The 14,666-nt window shown below is 73.8% G+C and carries 14 protein-coding genes; 4 read left to right on the forward strand and 10 right to left on the reverse strand.

All coding sequences use genetic code 11. The features are described 5' to 3' along the window. Positions 1-141 precede the first annotated feature (141 nt). The 10 genes from IF17_RS0109305 to hisD form a co-directional block, all read right to left on the reverse strand. Complete coding sequence (locus IF17_RS0109305) at positions 142-3,048, reverse strand: LuxR family transcriptional regulator (RefSeq protein ID WP_209437752.1); 2,907 nt, start codon at positions 3,046-3,048, stop codon at positions 142-144. Positions 3,049-3,215: 167 nt separating this feature from the next. Then, positions 3,216-4,139, reverse strand: coding sequence for a bis(hydroxyethyl) terephthalate hydrolase (gene bdeA, locus IF17_RS0109310; RefSeq protein ID WP_030564072.1), 924 nt, complete (start codon positions 4,137-4,139; stop codon positions 3,216-3,218). Between the two features lie 204 nt (positions 4,140-4,343). Next, a complete protein-coding gene (gene hisF / locus IF17_RS0109315; RefSeq protein ID WP_030564074.1) occupies positions 4,344-5,099 on the reverse strand; it encodes an imidazole glycerol phosphate synthase subunit HisF in 756 nt (251 codons plus the stop codon). Then, entirely contained in the window at positions 5,096-5,509 is a 414-nt protein-coding gene (locus tag IF17_RS0109320; protein WP_018512034.1) for a RidA family protein, read from the reverse strand. Before IF17_RS0109320 ends, hisF begins: the two co-directional genes overlap by 4 nt. Continuing rightward, the gene (gene priA / locus IF17_RS0109325; RefSeq protein WP_030564077.1) at positions 5,506-6,231 is read right to left on the reverse strand and encodes a bifunctional 1-(5-phosphoribosyl)-5-((5-phosphoribosylamino)methylideneamino)imidazole-4-carboxamide isomerase/phosphoribosylanthranilate isomerase PriA; all 726 of its coding nucleotides are present in this window, start codon (positions 6,229-6,231) and stop codon (positions 5,506-5,508) included. Before priA ends, IF17_RS0109320 begins: the two co-directional genes overlap by 4 nt. Continuing rightward, positions 6,231-6,875 carry an imidazole glycerol phosphate synthase subunit HisH gene (hisH, locus tag IF17_RS0109330; protein ID WP_030564079.1) on the reverse strand — a complete coding sequence of 215 codons (645 nt, stop codon included), beginning with the start codon at positions 6,873-6,875 and terminating at the stop codon, positions 6,231-6,233. The genes priA and hisH overlap by 1 nt, the downstream gene beginning before the upstream one ends. Positions 6,876-6,888: 13 nt before the next feature. Next, the gene (locus IF17_RS1000000139230) at positions 6,889-7,056 is read right to left on the reverse strand and encodes a hypothetical protein (RefSeq protein ID WP_003969742.1); all 168 of its coding nucleotides are present in this window, start codon (positions 7,054-7,056) and stop codon (positions 6,889-6,891) included. Next, entirely contained in the window at positions 7,053-7,649 is a 597-nt protein-coding gene (gene hisB, locus IF17_RS0109340; protein ID WP_015607963.1) for an imidazoleglycerol-phosphate dehydratase HisB, read from the reverse strand. Before hisB ends, IF17_RS1000000139230 begins: the two co-directional genes overlap by 4 nt. Continuing rightward, positions 7,646-8,776, reverse strand: a complete 1,131-nt coding sequence (locus IF17_RS0109345; protein WP_030564082.1) for a histidinol-phosphate transaminase — start codon at positions 8,774-8,776, stop codon at positions 7,646-7,648. Before IF17_RS0109345 ends, hisB begins: the two co-directional genes overlap by 4 nt. Beyond that, positions 8,773-10,095: a histidinol dehydrogenase gene (gene hisD, locus IF17_RS0109350; protein WP_030564084.1), complete on the reverse strand. Its 1,323-nt coding sequence runs from the start codon at positions 10,093-10,095 to the stop codon at positions 8,773-8,775. The genes IF17_RS0109345 and hisD overlap by 4 nt, the downstream gene beginning before the upstream one ends. 168 nt (positions 10,096-10,263) lie before the next feature. Between hisD and IF17_RS0109355 the strand changes: the two genes are divergently transcribed. From IF17_RS0109355 to ybaK, 4 genes are all read left to right on the forward strand, one after another. Beyond that, positions 10,264-11,865 (forward strand): hypothetical protein, encoded by a 1,602-nt coding sequence (locus IF17_RS0109355; RefSeq protein ID WP_030564086.1) that lies wholly within the window; start codon positions 10,264-10,266, stop codon positions 11,863-11,865. A gap of 221 nt (positions 11,866-12,086) precedes the next feature. Then, positions 12,087-13,127 carry a hypothetical protein gene (locus IF17_RS0109360; RefSeq protein WP_030564088.1) on the forward strand — a complete coding sequence of 347 codons (1,041 nt, stop codon included), beginning with the start codon at positions 12,087-12,089 and terminating at the stop codon, positions 13,125-13,127. A gap of 5 nt (positions 13,128-13,132) precedes the next feature. After that, positions 13,133-13,897: an LON peptidase substrate-binding domain-containing protein gene (locus IF17_RS0109365; protein ID WP_030564090.1), complete on the forward strand. Its 765-nt coding sequence runs from the start codon at positions 13,133-13,135 to the stop codon at positions 13,895-13,897. Positions 13,898-13,914: 17 nt separating this feature from the next. Then, on the forward strand, positions 13,915-14,412 hold the full coding sequence (gene ybaK / locus IF17_RS0109370; RefSeq protein ID WP_030564092.1) for a Cys-tRNA(Pro) deacylase: 498 nt from the start codon (positions 13,915-13,917) through the stop codon (positions 14,410-14,412). The last annotated feature ends 254 nt before the right edge of the window (positions 14,413-14,666 follow it).

The following is a 14,666-nucleotide window of genomic DNA, read 5'->3' on the forward strand; positions in this document are numbered from 1 at the left end:
GATCGGCCGGCTCGGAGCACCCGGCCCGGCAGGGCGCGAGCACAGCCGAATGATCCTGACGCCCGCAGAATGGCATACCGCCCGGTCGGTACCTAGGGGTCTGCGCGGAACTTGTCATCACGGTCTCGCAACCACCGGCCTTCACGGGCCCTCGGGACCCAGGAGCCGGGCCAGCTCGGTACGGGAGCGGATGCCAAGGGCGGCGAAGACGTTGCGGAGGTGGTGGTCGACCGTGCGCGGGCTGAGCGAGAGCCGGAGCGCGACCTCGCGGTTGGTGGCCCCTTCGGCGACGCAGCGGGCGATGCGCTGCTGCTGCGGGGTGAGCGCGGAGAGCGCCCCGTCCGTCGCGGGCCGCACCGACGGGCCCTGCTCCCCCGCCGCCCGTAACTCGCCGGCCGCCCGTTCCGCCCACGCGCGGGCCGAGCAGCGCTGGAAGGCGACGAGGGCGTCGCGCAGCGGGGTGCGGGCCTCGCGGGTACGCCGGCGGCGGCGGAGCCACTGCCCGTACAGGAGCTGGGTGCGGGCCCGTTCGAAGTCCCCGCCCGCCCGGTCGTGGTGGGCCAGGGCCTCCGCGTACCGGGCGTCGGCCTCCTCCGCCGGTGCCAGCAGGGCTTGGCAGCGGGCCAGTTGGGCGGGGGCCTGCGGGTCGGCGGTCCGGGCGGTCCAACCGGCGAACTCGGCCACGGCGGCGTGGAGTTCGCCGGCCTCCTCGGCTCCCCGGCCCGCGAGGACGGCAGCCTCGACATAGCAGGGCACGGCGAGCATCCGAGCGGCGAAGTGGCCCTGCCGGGGCCCGGGGCGCACCAGTGGGCCGAGCCGGGCGGCCGCCTCATCCGAGCGCCCGGCGGCGAGGTCGGCGCGGGCCCGGGCCCAGGTGGCGAGGGTCGCGGGCTGGGCGAGCCCGTGCGGTCCCGCCCCGGCGAGCGCGGCGTCGCAGTGGGCGGCGCAGGCCTCGGCGGGCCCCTCCACGGAGGCGGCGAGGGCCAGGACGGCGTGGAGGTGGACGGAGCTGTTGGCCTGTCCGGTGCGGCGTGCGGCGTGCAGCCCCTCCAGCGCGTGGGCGCGGGCCCCGGCGTGCAGCCCGGCCCGCAGCTCGGCGTAGGCCAGGTGCTCCAGGGCCTGCGGCAGCAGGGCGTCAGGCCCCTCGGTCCGTACGGCGGCGAGCGCCCGGGCCCCGGTCCGGCAGGCGGCGGCGACCTCCCCGAGGACGAGGGCGGCGACCCCGGCGCGGAGGAGGGCGGCGGGGGCGGCGGCATCCACAGGGTCGAGGCACTGTCGGAGCAGCGCGTGCCCCGTCTCCGTACGTCCGGCGAGCACCGCGCACATCCCGGCCCGGTAGGAGGCGAACGCACGGTCGTACGGGGCGGGGTCGATGCGGCCCATGGCCTCCAGGTAGCCGGGCGCGTCCCCCGCCACCCAGGCCGCCTCGGCCGCGCCGAGGAGGGCGTCGAGTCCCCGCCGGGGGTCGTACGGGCCGAGCAGGGCGGCCGCGGCGATGAGGGCCGCGTGGGCGTCGGCGGCGGGGCCGGTGCGCAGGGCGAGCAGGCCGTGGACGTACGGGGCCAGACCGGGCGAGGCGCTCTGCTCCCCCGCCGCCCCGGTACGGGCCAGCAGGGCGCGGGCCCGGTCCGGATCACCCGCGAGGGCCGCCTGCTCGGCCGCCGCCGCGAACCGGGCCGAGCGCAGGGGCGGGCCGGTGGTGAGCGCGGCGGCGCGGCAGAGGGCGGAGGAGCGTTCGCCGTGCGGGTACGGGGCGGTCGCGGCCGCCTCCAGCCGGGCGGCGAGCACGGTGTCCGGGCCGGGAGCGGCGCAGGAGAGCTGGACGAGGGCGGCGAGCGGAAGGGCGTCGCGGTCACCGGAGGGCTCGGCGGGAGTGCCCGGCAGGGCGGGGCGGTCGCCGGAGTGCGCCGGGCGGACGGGCCCTTCGCCGGAGCGCACCGGCGCGCCCGGCGAGGCTGGGTGGCCGCGTGCAGGCGCCGACGCGGCTGCCCGGTCACCGGTCTCCGCCAGCAGGGCGGCCAGCAGCTCATGGGTGGCGCGGCGACGGGCGGGCGGGGCGTCGTGCAGGACCGCGCGGGCGAACAGCGGGTGGCTGAAGTGGACCCGGCTGCCCGCCCGTTGGAGGAACCCCTCGGTGGCGGCCGAGCCGAACAGGGCGCCGTCCAGGAAGTCCCGGGGCAGCCCGGTCCGGGTGCCGGCGCGCAGCAGGAGCAGGGCATCGGCCCCGGCGCCGGCGGGCTCGTGCTCCTGGGCGGCGGCGGCCAGCAGGAGCAACGCCCGGGTGTGCGCGGGAAGCCCGTCGAGGCGGTCCGCGTGCGCGGCCAGCACCCCCTCGGCGCCGGGCAGCGGACAGGGCAGCGGGGTGCGCCCGGCCAGCTGGTCCGGGGTGAGGCGGCGGGTGAGCCCGGTGAGGAGGCGCGGGTTCCCGGCCGCCTCCCGGAGCAGCTCGGCGCGGACGACCGGGTCGAGTCCCCCCGTGACGCCGGGAAGCCGTGGCGGGCGACGGCCGGGGCCGTCCGCCCCACCGGGCACCCCCTCCCCGCCCCCCGCAAGCCGGTCCAGCAGCGCGGCGGCCGCGTCCCCGTCCAGCGGGCCCAGCCGCAGTGCGGGCAGTCCGGCGAAGGCGGGGACGTCGTCGGCCGCGATCAGGACGGCGACCCGGCTGCCGGCGCCCAGCCTGCGGGCCGCGAGGGCGAGGGCGGTGCGGGAGGCCGGGTCCCAGGCGTGGGCGTCGTCGGCGCAGACCAGCAGCGGGCGGGCGGCGCCCCGTTCCCGTAGGCGGGCGAGCAGCGCCTCGGGGGTGCGGGGCAAGGCGTGCGGGCCGCGTTCGTCGGGGGAGGCGGTGGCGTACAGCACCGGGCCCCGGGGCCGGTGGGCGGCGGCCGCCTCGCGCAGCAGCGCACTGCGGCCCAGGCCGGGCGGTGCCGTCACGACGAGGGCGCCGCCGTCGCCCTGCCACAGCCGGGCCAGCAGGCCTTCCAGGATGGCGAGTTCACCGCTGCGGCCGTACAGCCGGAGCGGACTGTGCACGGTCGTCGATGAGGTCACATCGGCACGTTAGGACCGTGCGAGCGAGGGCGGAAGGTGCGCGTCCGGCGGCCCGGCCGGGGCGGTGCGGGCTCCCAGCCGGACGGCTCCGGCACTGTGCGCGGGCACAGGGCCGGAGCCGCCGGAGGACCGGTTCCGCGCCGGTCCGCGCCGGCTGCGCGACGTTCCTACGAAGAGTGCGGGCAGGTGCCCCGGTACTCCGCGATGGTGAGGCTCGGCCGTGGGATCGGGCAGAGGAACTGCTCGTAGCGGGTGTCGTTGTCGATGAAGCGCTTCAGCCACGAAAGGCTGTACTTGGCGATCGTGGTGTCGGACGAGTTGGGCGTGAAGTGCGAGGCACCCCGCAGCTCCAGATAGGCCTTGTCCAGCGAGCCGGGCAGCGACTCGTAGAACGGCTCGGAGTGGGTGCCGACCGGCGCGACCGTGTCGCCGTCCGCCCCCACCACCAGCGTGGGCGTGCGCAGTTCGGGCCAGGTCTTGTCGGTGTTCCAGCCGGTCAGCGGGATCGCCGCCTTCAACGACGTACGGCTCTTGGCCGCTTCCAGCGAGCCTCCGCCGCCCATCGAGTGGCCCATCACGCCGAGCCGGGAGGCGTCGACCCGGGTCCGTACCGAGCTGCGCTGGGTCAGGTAGTCCAGCGCGGACAGGAGCTGGCGGCCCCGGCTGTCGGGCTGGTCGAGGGTGGTGTTGGTGTCGATGGTGAAGACCACGAAGCCCTGCGAGGCCAGGCGCGGGCCGAGCCAGGCGATGGAGGACTGGTAGGCGGTGAAGCCGGGCGAGATGACGACCGCGCCGAACGTGCCGTCGGCGGTGGAGGTCGGGTAGTAGATGGTGCCGCCGCCGAATCCGCTCACGGCGAGCGAGGAGACGGAGGTCTGGGAGGTGGCGTACGAGCCGCGGCTCGCCTCGATGGAGGCGTTGGTGGGGGCCGGGCCGCGCTCGTAGGGGTTGGCGGCGACGGCCTGGGCGCCGGGTGCCAGGGCGGTCAGCAGGAGACCGGCGGTGGCCGCGGCGGAGGCCAGCAGGCCGGTGAGCGTACGGGAGCGGCTCGGGCGTGGGGCCTGTCGGCGTGCGAGGAGGTGCTGCTGCACGGGGGATCCTCTCGGTGGTGGCGGGGGGAACCACACCACGCGGAGGCCCATGAGCCCGTCGTCCGGGGGCTGTCGGGGTGCGCCGCGTGGCTGCCGTCGTCGTTCGGCGGCGGTCGCCACTCTCACGGTGCGTCCCGTGCACACGCATCGGCGGTATCACCGGTCTTCGCGGACCGGCGATACCGCCGAAAGGGATCGAAGGCGTCAGCGGACCGGCTGTCCCGCTTCCCGCAGCGCGTCCTTCACCTGGGAGATCCGCAGGTCGCCGAAGTGGAACACCGACGCGGCGAGCACCGCGTCCGCGCCCGCCTCGATGGCCGGGGCGAAGTCCGCGAGGCGGCCCGCGCCGCCGGAGGCGATGACGGGGACGGTGACGTGCTTGCGCACCGCCTCGATCATCTCGGTGTCGTACCCGTCCTTCGTGCCGTCCGCGTCCATCGAGTTGAGCAGGATCTCGCCCGCGCCCAGCTCGGCGGCGCGGTGCGCCCACTCGACGGCGTCGATGCCGGTGCCCTTGCGGCCGCCGTGGGTGGTGACCTCGAAGGTCCCGGACGGGGTGCGGCGGGCGTCGACGGAGAGCACCAGGACCTGGCGGCCGAAGCGTTCGGCGATCTCGCGGATGAGGTCGGGGCGGGCGATGGCGGCGGTGTTGACGCCGACCTTGTCCGCCCCGGCGCGCAGCAGCTTGTCCACGTCGTCGGGGGTGCGGACGCCGCCGCCGACGGTGAGCGGGATGAAGACCTGCTCGGCGGTGCGGCGGACCACGTCGTACGTGGTCTCGCGGTCGCCGCTGGAGGCGGTGATGTCGAGGAAGGTCAGCTCGTCGGCGCCCTCGGCGTCGTACAGCTTGGCCATCTCGACGGGGTCACCGGCATCCCGCAGGTTCTGGAAGTTGACGCCCTTGACGACGCGGCCGTTGTCGACGTCGAGGCAGGGGATGACCCGTACGGCGAGCGTCACTTGGCGCCTCCTCGGTAGGCCTCGATCTCGACCTCGACGACCAGGCTCGGGTCGACGAACCCGGACACGATGATCATGGAGGCGGCGGGGCGTACGGCGTCGAACAGCTCCTTGTGGGCGCGGCCGATGTCGTCCACGTCCCGGGCGTGGGTGATGTACATCCGGGTGCGGACGACGTCCTCGCGGGTGAGGCCGACCTGCTCCAGCGCCGCGAAGGCGACGTCGAAGGCGGTGATCGTCTGCTCGTACGGGGAGCCGGCGGCGATCTGGCCGTTCACCACGGAGGTGCAGCCGGCCACCAGGACCAGGCCGTTGGGGAGCTCGACCGCGCGGGAGTAGCCGAACTTCTCCTCCCAGGGGGCGCCGGTGGAGATCCGGCGTACGGAGGCCGAAGCCGTGGGCTCCGTCATGCGGCGACCGCCTTGAGCGCCTCTTCCAGCGTGAACTCCTTCGCGTACAGCGCCTTGCCGACGATCGCGCCCTCGACGCCTTCGGGGACGAGGAGGGAGATCGCGCGGAGGTCGGCGAGGGAGGAGACACCGCCGGAGGCGACGACCGGGCGGTCGGTGACGGCGCAGACGTCCCGGAGCAGGCCCAGGTTGGGGCCCTGGAGGGTGCCGTCCTTGGCGATGTCGGTGACGACGTAGCGGGCGCAGCCCTCGGCGTCGAGGCGGGCGAGGGTCTCGTAGAGGTCGCCGCCGTCGCGGGTCCAGCCGCGGCCGCGCAGGGTGGTGCCCCGGACGTCGAGGCCGACGGCGATCTTGTCGCCGTGCTCGGCGATGACCTTGGCGACCCACTCCGGGGTCTCCAGGGCGGCCGTGCCGAGGTTGACGCGGCGGCAGCCGGTGGCGAGGGCGGCCTCCAGCGAGGCGTCGTCGCGGATGCCGCCGGAGAGCTCGACCTTGATGTCCATGGCCCCGGCGACCTCGGCGATCAGGTCCCGGTTGTCACCGGTCCCGAAGGCGGCGTCCAGGTCGACGAGGTGCAGCCACTCGGCGCCGGCGCTCTGCCAGGCGAGGGCGGCCTCCAGCGGGGAGCCGTAGGAGGTCTCGGAGCCGGACTCGCCGTGCACGAGGCGGACGGCCTGGCCGTCGCGGACATCGACGGCGGGGAGCAGTTCAAGCTTCGGCATTACAGCGTCTCGATCCAGTTGGTCAGCAGCTGGGCGCCGGCATCGCCGGACTTCTCGGGGTGGAACTGGGTGGCCCACAGCGCGCCGTTCTCCACGGCGGCCACGAACCGTTCGCCGTGCGTGGCCCAGGTGACCTTGGGGGCACGGATCTTGGCGTTGGTGACTTCGAGGGACCAGTCGTGCGCCGCGTAGGAGTGCACGAAGTAGAAGCGGGCCTCGGGGTCCAGTCCGGCGAAGAGCCGGGAGTCCTCGGGGGCTTCGACGGTGTTCCAGCCCATGTGCGGGACGATGTCGGCCTTCAGGGGCCCGACCGTACCGGGCCATTCGTCCAGGCCCTCGGTCTCCACGCCGTGCTCGATGCCCCGCTCGAAGAGGATCTGCATCCCGACGCAGATGCCCATCACGGGGCGGCCGCCGGCCAGCCTGCGGCCCACGATCCAGTCGCCGCGGGCCCGCTTCAGCCCGTCCATGCAGGCGGAGAACGCGCCGACGCCGGGGACGAGGAGCCCGTCGGCGTTCATCGCGCGGTCGTAGTCGCGGGTGATCTCGACGTCCGCGCCGACGCGGGCGAGGGCCCGCTCGGCGGAGCGGACGTTGCCGAAGCCGTAGTCGAAGACGACGACCTTCTTCTGGTTCTCACTCATGACGTACCTGTCCTCAGTCCCACAGGCCCTGGATCCGCAGGATGCCCGCCACCAGGCACATCACGGAGCCGATCGACAGCAGCACGATGACGCCCTTGGGCATCCCCTGCTTGGCGAAGGAGTAGACGCCGCCGGCCAGGAAGAGGCCGACGACGATCAGGATGGTGTTGAGGCCGGTCACAGGGCGCCCTTCGTGGAGGGCAGGATGCCGGCGGCGCGCGGGTCGTGCTCGCTGGCGTACCGCAGGGCGCGGGCGAGCGCCTTGAACTGGCACTCCACGATGTGGTGGGCGTTGCGCCCGTACGGCACGTGGACGTGCAGGGCGATCTGCGCCTGGGCGACGAAGGACTCCAGGATGTGGCGGGTCATCGTCGTGTCGTACTCGCCGATCATCGGCGCCATCTTCTCGGGCTCGGTGTGCACGAGGTAGGGGCGGCCGGAGAGGTCGACGGTGACCTGGGCGAGGGACTCGTCCAGTGGGACGGTGCAGTTGCCGAAGCGGTAGATGCCGACCTTGTCGCCGAGGGCCTGCTTGAAGGCGGCGCCGAGCGCGAGCGCGGTGTCCTCGATGGTGTGGTGGCTGTCGATGTGCAGGTCGCCCTCGGTCTTGACCGTGAGGTCGAAGAGGCCGTGGCGGCCGAGCTGGTCGAGCATGTGGTCGTAGAAGCCGACCCCGGTGGCGACATCGACCTTTCCGGTGCCGTCGAGGTTGATCTCGACGAGCACGGACGTTTCCTTCGTGGTGCGTTCCACGCGGCCTACGCGGGGGCTCATGCGTCGTGCTCCTTCTTGAGTTCGCGTACCGCATCGAGGAACGCGTCGTTCTCTGCCGGGGTTCCCGCGGTGACCCGCAGCCATCCCGGTACGCCGTTGTCCCGGACCAGGACGCCCCGGTCGAGGATCTGCTGCCAGACGGCGTGGCTGTCGTCGAAGCGGCCGAACTGGACGAAGTTGGCGTCCGACTCGGTGACCTCGTAGCCGGTGGCGCGCAGCTCGGCCACCAGCCGGTCGCGCTCGCTCTTGAGCTGCGCGACGTACCCCAGCAGCGTATCGGTGTGCTCCAGGGCGGCGAGCGCGGTGGCCTGGGTGACGGAGGAGAGGTGGTACGGCAGCCGCACCAGCTGGACCGCGTCGACCACGGCCGGGTCGGAGGCGAGGTAGCCCAGGCGCAGCCCGGCGGCGCCGAACGCCTTGGACATGGTCCGGGAGACGATCAGGTTGCGGCGGCCCTCGATCAGCGGGAGCAGCGAGGGGTGGTGGCTGAACTCGCCGTACGCCTCGTCGACGACGACGATCGAGGGCCCGGCGGCCTGGGCGGCGTCGTAGAGGGCGAGGACGGTGTCGGCGTCGACGGCGGTGCCGGTGGGGTTGTTGGGCGAGGTGATGAAGACGACCTCGGGGCGGTGCTCGGCGATGGCGGCGCGGGCGGCCTCGACGTCGATGGTGAAGTCGTCGTTGCGCGGTCCGGAGATCCAGCCGGTGCCGGTGCCCCGGGAGATCAGGGCGTGCATCGAGTACGACGGTTCGAAGCCGATCGCGGTGCGGCCGGGCCCGCCGAAGGTCTGGAGGAGCTGCTGGAGGACCTCGTTGGAGCCGTTGGCGGCCCAGACGTTGGCCGCCGTGACCGGGTGGCCCGCTGTGCGGCTCAGGTAGCGGGCCAGCTCGGTGCGGAGCTCGACGGCGTCCCGGTCGGGGTAGCGGTTGAGGCCGCGGGCGGCCTCGCGGACCCGCTCGGCGATGCGGTCGACCAGGGCCTCGGGGAGCGGGTAGGGGTTCTCGTTGGTGTTGAGGCGTACGGGGACGTCGAGCTGGGGCGCGCCGTACGGGGACTGGCCGCGCAGCTCGTCGCGGATGGGGAGCTCGTCCCAGGGGTTGAGGGGGGCGGTGCTGTCGTACGTCACTGCTGCGGAACCTTCCAGCCGAACCTTGCCTTGAGCGCTGCGCCGTGGGCGGGGAGGTCCTCCGCCTCGGCGAGGGTCACCACATGGTGGGTGACCTCGGCGAGCGCGTCGCGGGTGTAGTCGACGATGTGGATGCCGCGCAGGAAGGACTGCACGGAGAGGCCCGAGGAGTGGCAGGCGCAGCCGCCGGTGGGCAGGACGTGGTTGGAGCCGGCGCAGTAGTCGCCGAGCGAGACGGGGGCCCAGGGGCCGACGAAGATCGCTCCGGCGTTGCGGACCCGGTCGGCGACGGCGGCGGCGTCGGCGGTCTGGATCTCCAGGTGCTCGGCACCGTACGCGTCGACGACCTTGAGGCCGTCCTCGATCGACGAGACGAGCACGATCGCGGACTGGCGGCCGGCCAGCGCGGGCTCGATGCGGTCCTTGATGTGCTTGGAGGCGGCAACCTGCGGGGCCAGCTCCGCCTCGGTGGCGGCGGCCAGCTCCGCGGAGTCGGTGACCAGGACGGCGGCGGCCATCGGGTCGTGCTCGGCCTGGCTGATCAGGTCGGCGGCCACGTGCACCGGGTCGGCGGTGGCGTCGGCGAGGATCGCGATCTCGGTGGGCCCTGCCTCGGCGTCGATGCCGATGCGGCCCTTGAGGAGGCGCTTGGCGGCGGCGACGTAGATGTTGCCGGGGCCGGTGACCAGGTTGACCGGGAGGCAGTCCTCGGTGCCGTACGCGAACATCGCGACGGCCTGGGCGCCGCCCGCCGCGTACACCTCGTCGACGCCGAGCAGGGCGCAGGCGGCGAGGATCGTGGGGTGCGGGAGGCCGCCGAAGTCCTTCTGCGGCGGAGAGGCCACGGCGATGCCCTCGACGCCCGCCTCCTGGGCCGGGACGACGTTCATCACGACGGAGGAGGGGTAGACCGAGCGGCCGCCGGGGACGTAGAGCCCGACGCGCTCGACGGGGACCCACTTCTCGGTGACGGTGCCGCCGGGGACGACCTGGGTGGTGTGCGTGGTGCGGCGCTGCTCGCGGTGGACGAGGCGGGCGCGGCGGATCGACTCCTCCAGCGCGGCGCGGACGGCCGGGTCCAGCTCGTCCAGGGCCTTCGTCAGCGCCTCGGCGGGCACCCGGACCGATGCGATCCGGACACCGTCGAACTTCTCCCCCCACTCGATCACTGCCGCGGAGCCGCGATGGCGTACGTCCTCGCAGATGGGCCGCACCGTCTCCAGGGCGGCTTCCACGTCGAACTCGGCACGGGGCAGCAGGTCGCGCAGGGCAGCACCCTCGGGGAGGGTGTCGCCGCGCAGATCGATTCGAGAGATCACACCGCAATTCTCGCAGACCGCTCGGGACGCCCGGTCGCCCGTATCACTGGCTGATACATGTCTCGGCCAACTCGGGCCGTGCCCGCTGTCACTGCTGACCGATAGCTTTCACACCGTCACACAGAGGGAAGAACAGCACTACAGGATGTGTGCACGGAGGGAGCGGCCGTGACCGAGCCGCACGAAGGCGATATCCCGGACGGGCTCAGCGCAGCGGAGCTGGGCATGTGGCAGTCCTTCCGGAACGGGACGACCTACGACTTACGTACGTACGACTCCGCCCGCAACGATCCGTTCGGCCCGCACTCCTGGGGGCCCGAGCGGAGTGTCGGCGCGCGGACGGTGGCGCGGCTGCTGCTGAGCGGGCCACCGGCGCGGCCGGGCCGGGTGGCGGCGCTGAAGCTCCGGGGGGTGCGGATCACCGGGAAGCTGGATCTGGCGGGTGGGCGGGTCTCGCCGTACGTGGAGCTGACCGGCTGCCGTTTCGAGCAGGAGGTGGTGCTCCCGGAGTGCCATTTCACGACGTTGCGGATGGTGGGCTGTCTGCTGCCCCGGCTGGAGGCGGCCCGGCTGCACACGGAGGGCGATCTGCATCTGCCGCGCTGCCGGATCGACCGGGGCATCCGGCTCACGGACGCCCAGATCGGCACGGACCTGCTGATCAACCAGCTGAGCGTGGGGCCCGACCGGCACGGCCGGGCCTTCGTCGGGGACGGCATGTCGGTCGCCCAGGATCTCCAGGCCGAGATGATCGAGACGCATGGGGAGCTGAGCCTGCGCGGGACGAAGGTGGGCGGTTCGCTGAGCCTGCGGGGCAGCCATCTGCGGGCGGCGGAGGACCGGCGCGCGCTGAACGCGCCGCAGCTGACGGTGGAGCGCACGCTCTACATGACCGAGGCGTGGGTGAGCGTCGACACCGGGAACCAGGGCACGACTCCCCCGTACGGCGTGGTCTACGCCCCGACCCCGGCGCGCGGGACCCGGTCGCAGATCTTCGAGTGCAAGGGCGGGGTGCGGCTGGACGACGGGCGGTTCGGGGACGCGGTGGACCTGCACAAGGCCCGGTTCTCGATGACCCGGCAGGAGGAGCTGTCGCTGCGCCGGATCGTCACGCCGGAGCTGCGGTTCAACGCGGAGCGGCCGGAGGAGGGCCGGGTCGTGCTGAACGGGGCGAAGGTGGTGACCCTGATCGACCTGTCCACCAGCTGGCCGGGGCCCGGGGGTCTGGCGATGGGCGGTTTCGTCTACGAGAACCTCGTCCCGTACGGCCATTTCCCGCTGTCGCGGCGGCTGGAGTGGGTGCTGGCGGCGACCCCGGAGTACGTCCCCGAGCCGTACGAGCGGCTCGCGACGGTGCTGCGCGGCAGCGGGGAGGACGCGGACGCGCGGGAGGTGCTGCTGGCCAAGCAGCGCCGCCGCCGGGAGACGCTGCCGCCCGCCGCGAAGGCCTGGGGGTTCCTCCAGGACTGGACGGTGGCGTACGGGTACCGGCCGGGGCGGGCGGCGGTGTGGATGGCGGTGCTGTGGGCGGCGGGCACGGCGGCCTTCTCGCAGTACGACCCGTTGACGATCAAGAACGACGAGTCGCCGCTGTGGAATCCGGCGCTCTACGCGCTGGACCTCCTCATCCCCGTGGTCAACCTCGGCCAGGACGGTTACTGGCGGATGGAGGGCGGCTGGCAGTGGGCGGCGGCCGGTCTGGTGCTCGTGGGGTGGATATTGGCCACGACGGTAGCCGCGGGAGCCTCCCGGCTGCTGCGCAGGGGCTGACCGAAACGGCAGCTCGAACCGGGTGAGGGTGGCCGGGACCGGCGGTTCCGAGGGATGCGCGGGGCCGCTGTGACGCCGGTGACGAGGTGCCTGGAGGGTCATGTTCAAGCCACCGCCGGACATTTCCTTTGCCCTTTCTTGACCCGGCCGGATACAACCCATCCACTCGGCACAGAAGCTTCACAGCGCAGCCCTGGCGCGGCCCTCACCAGGGCTTTTCAATGGTCTGCACCATGGCCTTCCTTCGCGCTCTGCTCAGTACCGCGCGCATGATCCGGCACAGCCCTCCGCTGTCCGCCGGACTGCCCGCGGATGACGCCGTGCTGCTCGACGCCCCCGACGAGCAACTCTCCCCGGCGCTGGTGGCCGCTGCCCTCGGCGACCCCGAACCGGCCGCCAAACTGCTCGCCACCACCCGGGACTCCGCCGACTGGGAGAACCGCGACCGCTATCTCGGCCGGCTCGTCACCTTCGCCCGCCACCGGGACGGCTGGCTCACCGACTGGCTGGCCGCCGCCCCGCGCGACCCGGACGCCCTGCTGGTCAAGGCGGAGCTCGCGGTCCGCCGGGCCTGGGAGTCGCCCGCCCGCGCGGAACGGCTCCACGAGGTCGGCCCGCTGATCACCGCCGCCGCCGAGGCGGACCCGCGCGACCCGGTCCCCTGGCGGCTCGCCCTGGACCACGCCCGCGGCACCCACGCCACGCACACCGCCTTCGAGTCGCTGTGGGAACAGGCGATACGGCGCTCCGCGCACCACTACGGCTGCCATGTGGCGGCGCTGCGCTACCTCTCGGCCGCCTGGTACGGCTCGCACCGCGAGTGCTTCGACTTCGCCGAGCGGGCCGCCGAGGACGCCGTACCCCACTCCCTGGTGCAGGCCCTGCCGGTCCGGGCGGCCTTCGCCCTCCTCCTGGACACCCAGGCGCTCGGCCGCACCACCTCCGTACTGGAGGAGCGGATCGACGCGGCGGCCGACGCGGCCATCCGGCTGTCGGCCGCCTACCGCCCCGGCGACCCGTGGCCCGCCGAGGTCCGCAACCTCCTCGCGTACGTGCTCCTCGCCCGGGGGCGCTGGGGCGAGGCGCTGGAGCAGTTCACGCTGATCGGGCAGCACGCGACGTCGTTCCCGTGGTCCTCGGTCTCCGACGACGCCCTGGGCCGGTTCCTCGACGCACGGGACGGCGCACGGCTCCAGGTGGCCTCCGTGACCCCCTTGCGGAACCGGGCCGACCGCGGACGCCCGCGCGGCCATTACGCTTGAGCGTTGTGACCACCGCCCGTCTCCCCCTTTTCCCGCTCAACACGGTGCTGTTCCCCGGCCTCGTGCTGCCGCTCAACGTGTTCGAGGAGCGGTATCGCGCCATGATGCGGGAGCTGCTGAAGAGCGACGAGGACGAACCTCGCCGCTTCGTCGTGGTCGCGATCCGCGACGGCCGCGAGACCGCGGTGACGGGCACCGGCATGCCGGACCCCGTCGCCTCCGCACCCCCCGCCGAGCGCGCGCCCGCCGAGGGCTTCGGCCCCGACCCCATCCAGACCTTCCACCGGGTCGGCTGCATCGCCGACGCGGCGACCATCCATGAGCGCCCGGACGGCAGCTTCGAGGTCCTGGCCACCGGCACCACCCGGGTCAGGCTGCTCTCGATCGACGCGAGCGGCCCGTATCTGAGCGCCGAGGTCGAGGAGGTCACCGAGGAGCCGCCCGCCGAGGACGAGGCCGACGAGGCCGGAGCCCTGGCGGAGGGCGTCCTGCGGGCGTTCCGCGCCTACCAGAAGAGGCTGGCGGGAGCGACCGAACGCTCACTCGCCACCGGCTCCGAGCTGCCCGACGACCCCTCCGTGGTCTCCTACCTGGTCGCGGCGGCCACCGTCCTGGACGTCCCCACCAAGCAGCGGCTCCTCCAGGCCCCGGACACCGCGACGCGCCTGCGCGAGGAGCTGACGCTGCTGCGCCGGGAGACGGCGGTCATCCGCCACCTGCCCTCGCTCCCCGCACCGGACCTGACCCGCGCCCCCACCCACCCCAACTGAACAAGGATTCCGTACCGGTGGCGAAGAAGCCGAAGAAGCAGTCGGGCGGCACCCCCGCCACGGTCGCCCTGACCGCGGCGGGCACCGCCTTCACGCTCCGCCCCTACGACCACGACCCGGCCTCCACCTCCTACGGCGAGGAGGCCGCCGAGGCCCTGGGCGTCTCCCCCGACCGGGTCTTCAAGACCCTGGTCGCGGACGTCGACGGCGAGCTGACGGTCGCGGTCGTCCCGGTGGCCGGCTCCCTGGACCTCAAGGCCCTGGCGTCCGCGGTGGGCGGCAAGCGCGCCACGATGGCGGACCCGGCGGCCGCGGAACGCACCACGGGCTACGTCCGGGGCGGCATTTCCCCCCTGGGCCAGCGCAAACGCCTGCGCACGGTGCTGGACGCGTCGGCCCGGACGCACGCCACGATCTGCGTCTCGGCGGGGCGCCGGGGCCTGCAGGTGGAGCTGGCGGCGACGGATCTGGCGGAGCTGACGGGGGCGGTGTTCGCGGAGATCGGCCGCGGCTAGGCCCACCCGGGGGCGCTGCCCCCGAACCCCCGCGCCTCAAACGCCGGCGGGGCTGAAAAGACGTCCTCAAACGCCGGACGGGCTGGATTTGCCGCCCGGCACAATCCAGCCCCTCCGGCGCTTGAGGAGCGGGGTCCGGGGCGAAACCCCGAAACCAGCCCGTCCGGCACTTGAGGACAAACCAGGGTCCGGGGCGGAACCCCCAAACCAGCCCGTCCGGCGCTTGAGGACAAAGCGGGGCCCGGGGCGGAACC

Origin of the sequence: Streptomyces cyaneofuscatus (assembly GCF_000718135.1) — a bacterium.
In the GTDB taxonomy this organism is placed as follows: Bacteria; Actinomycetota; Actinomycetes; order Streptomycetales; family Streptomycetaceae; genus Streptomyces; species Streptomyces cyaneofuscatus.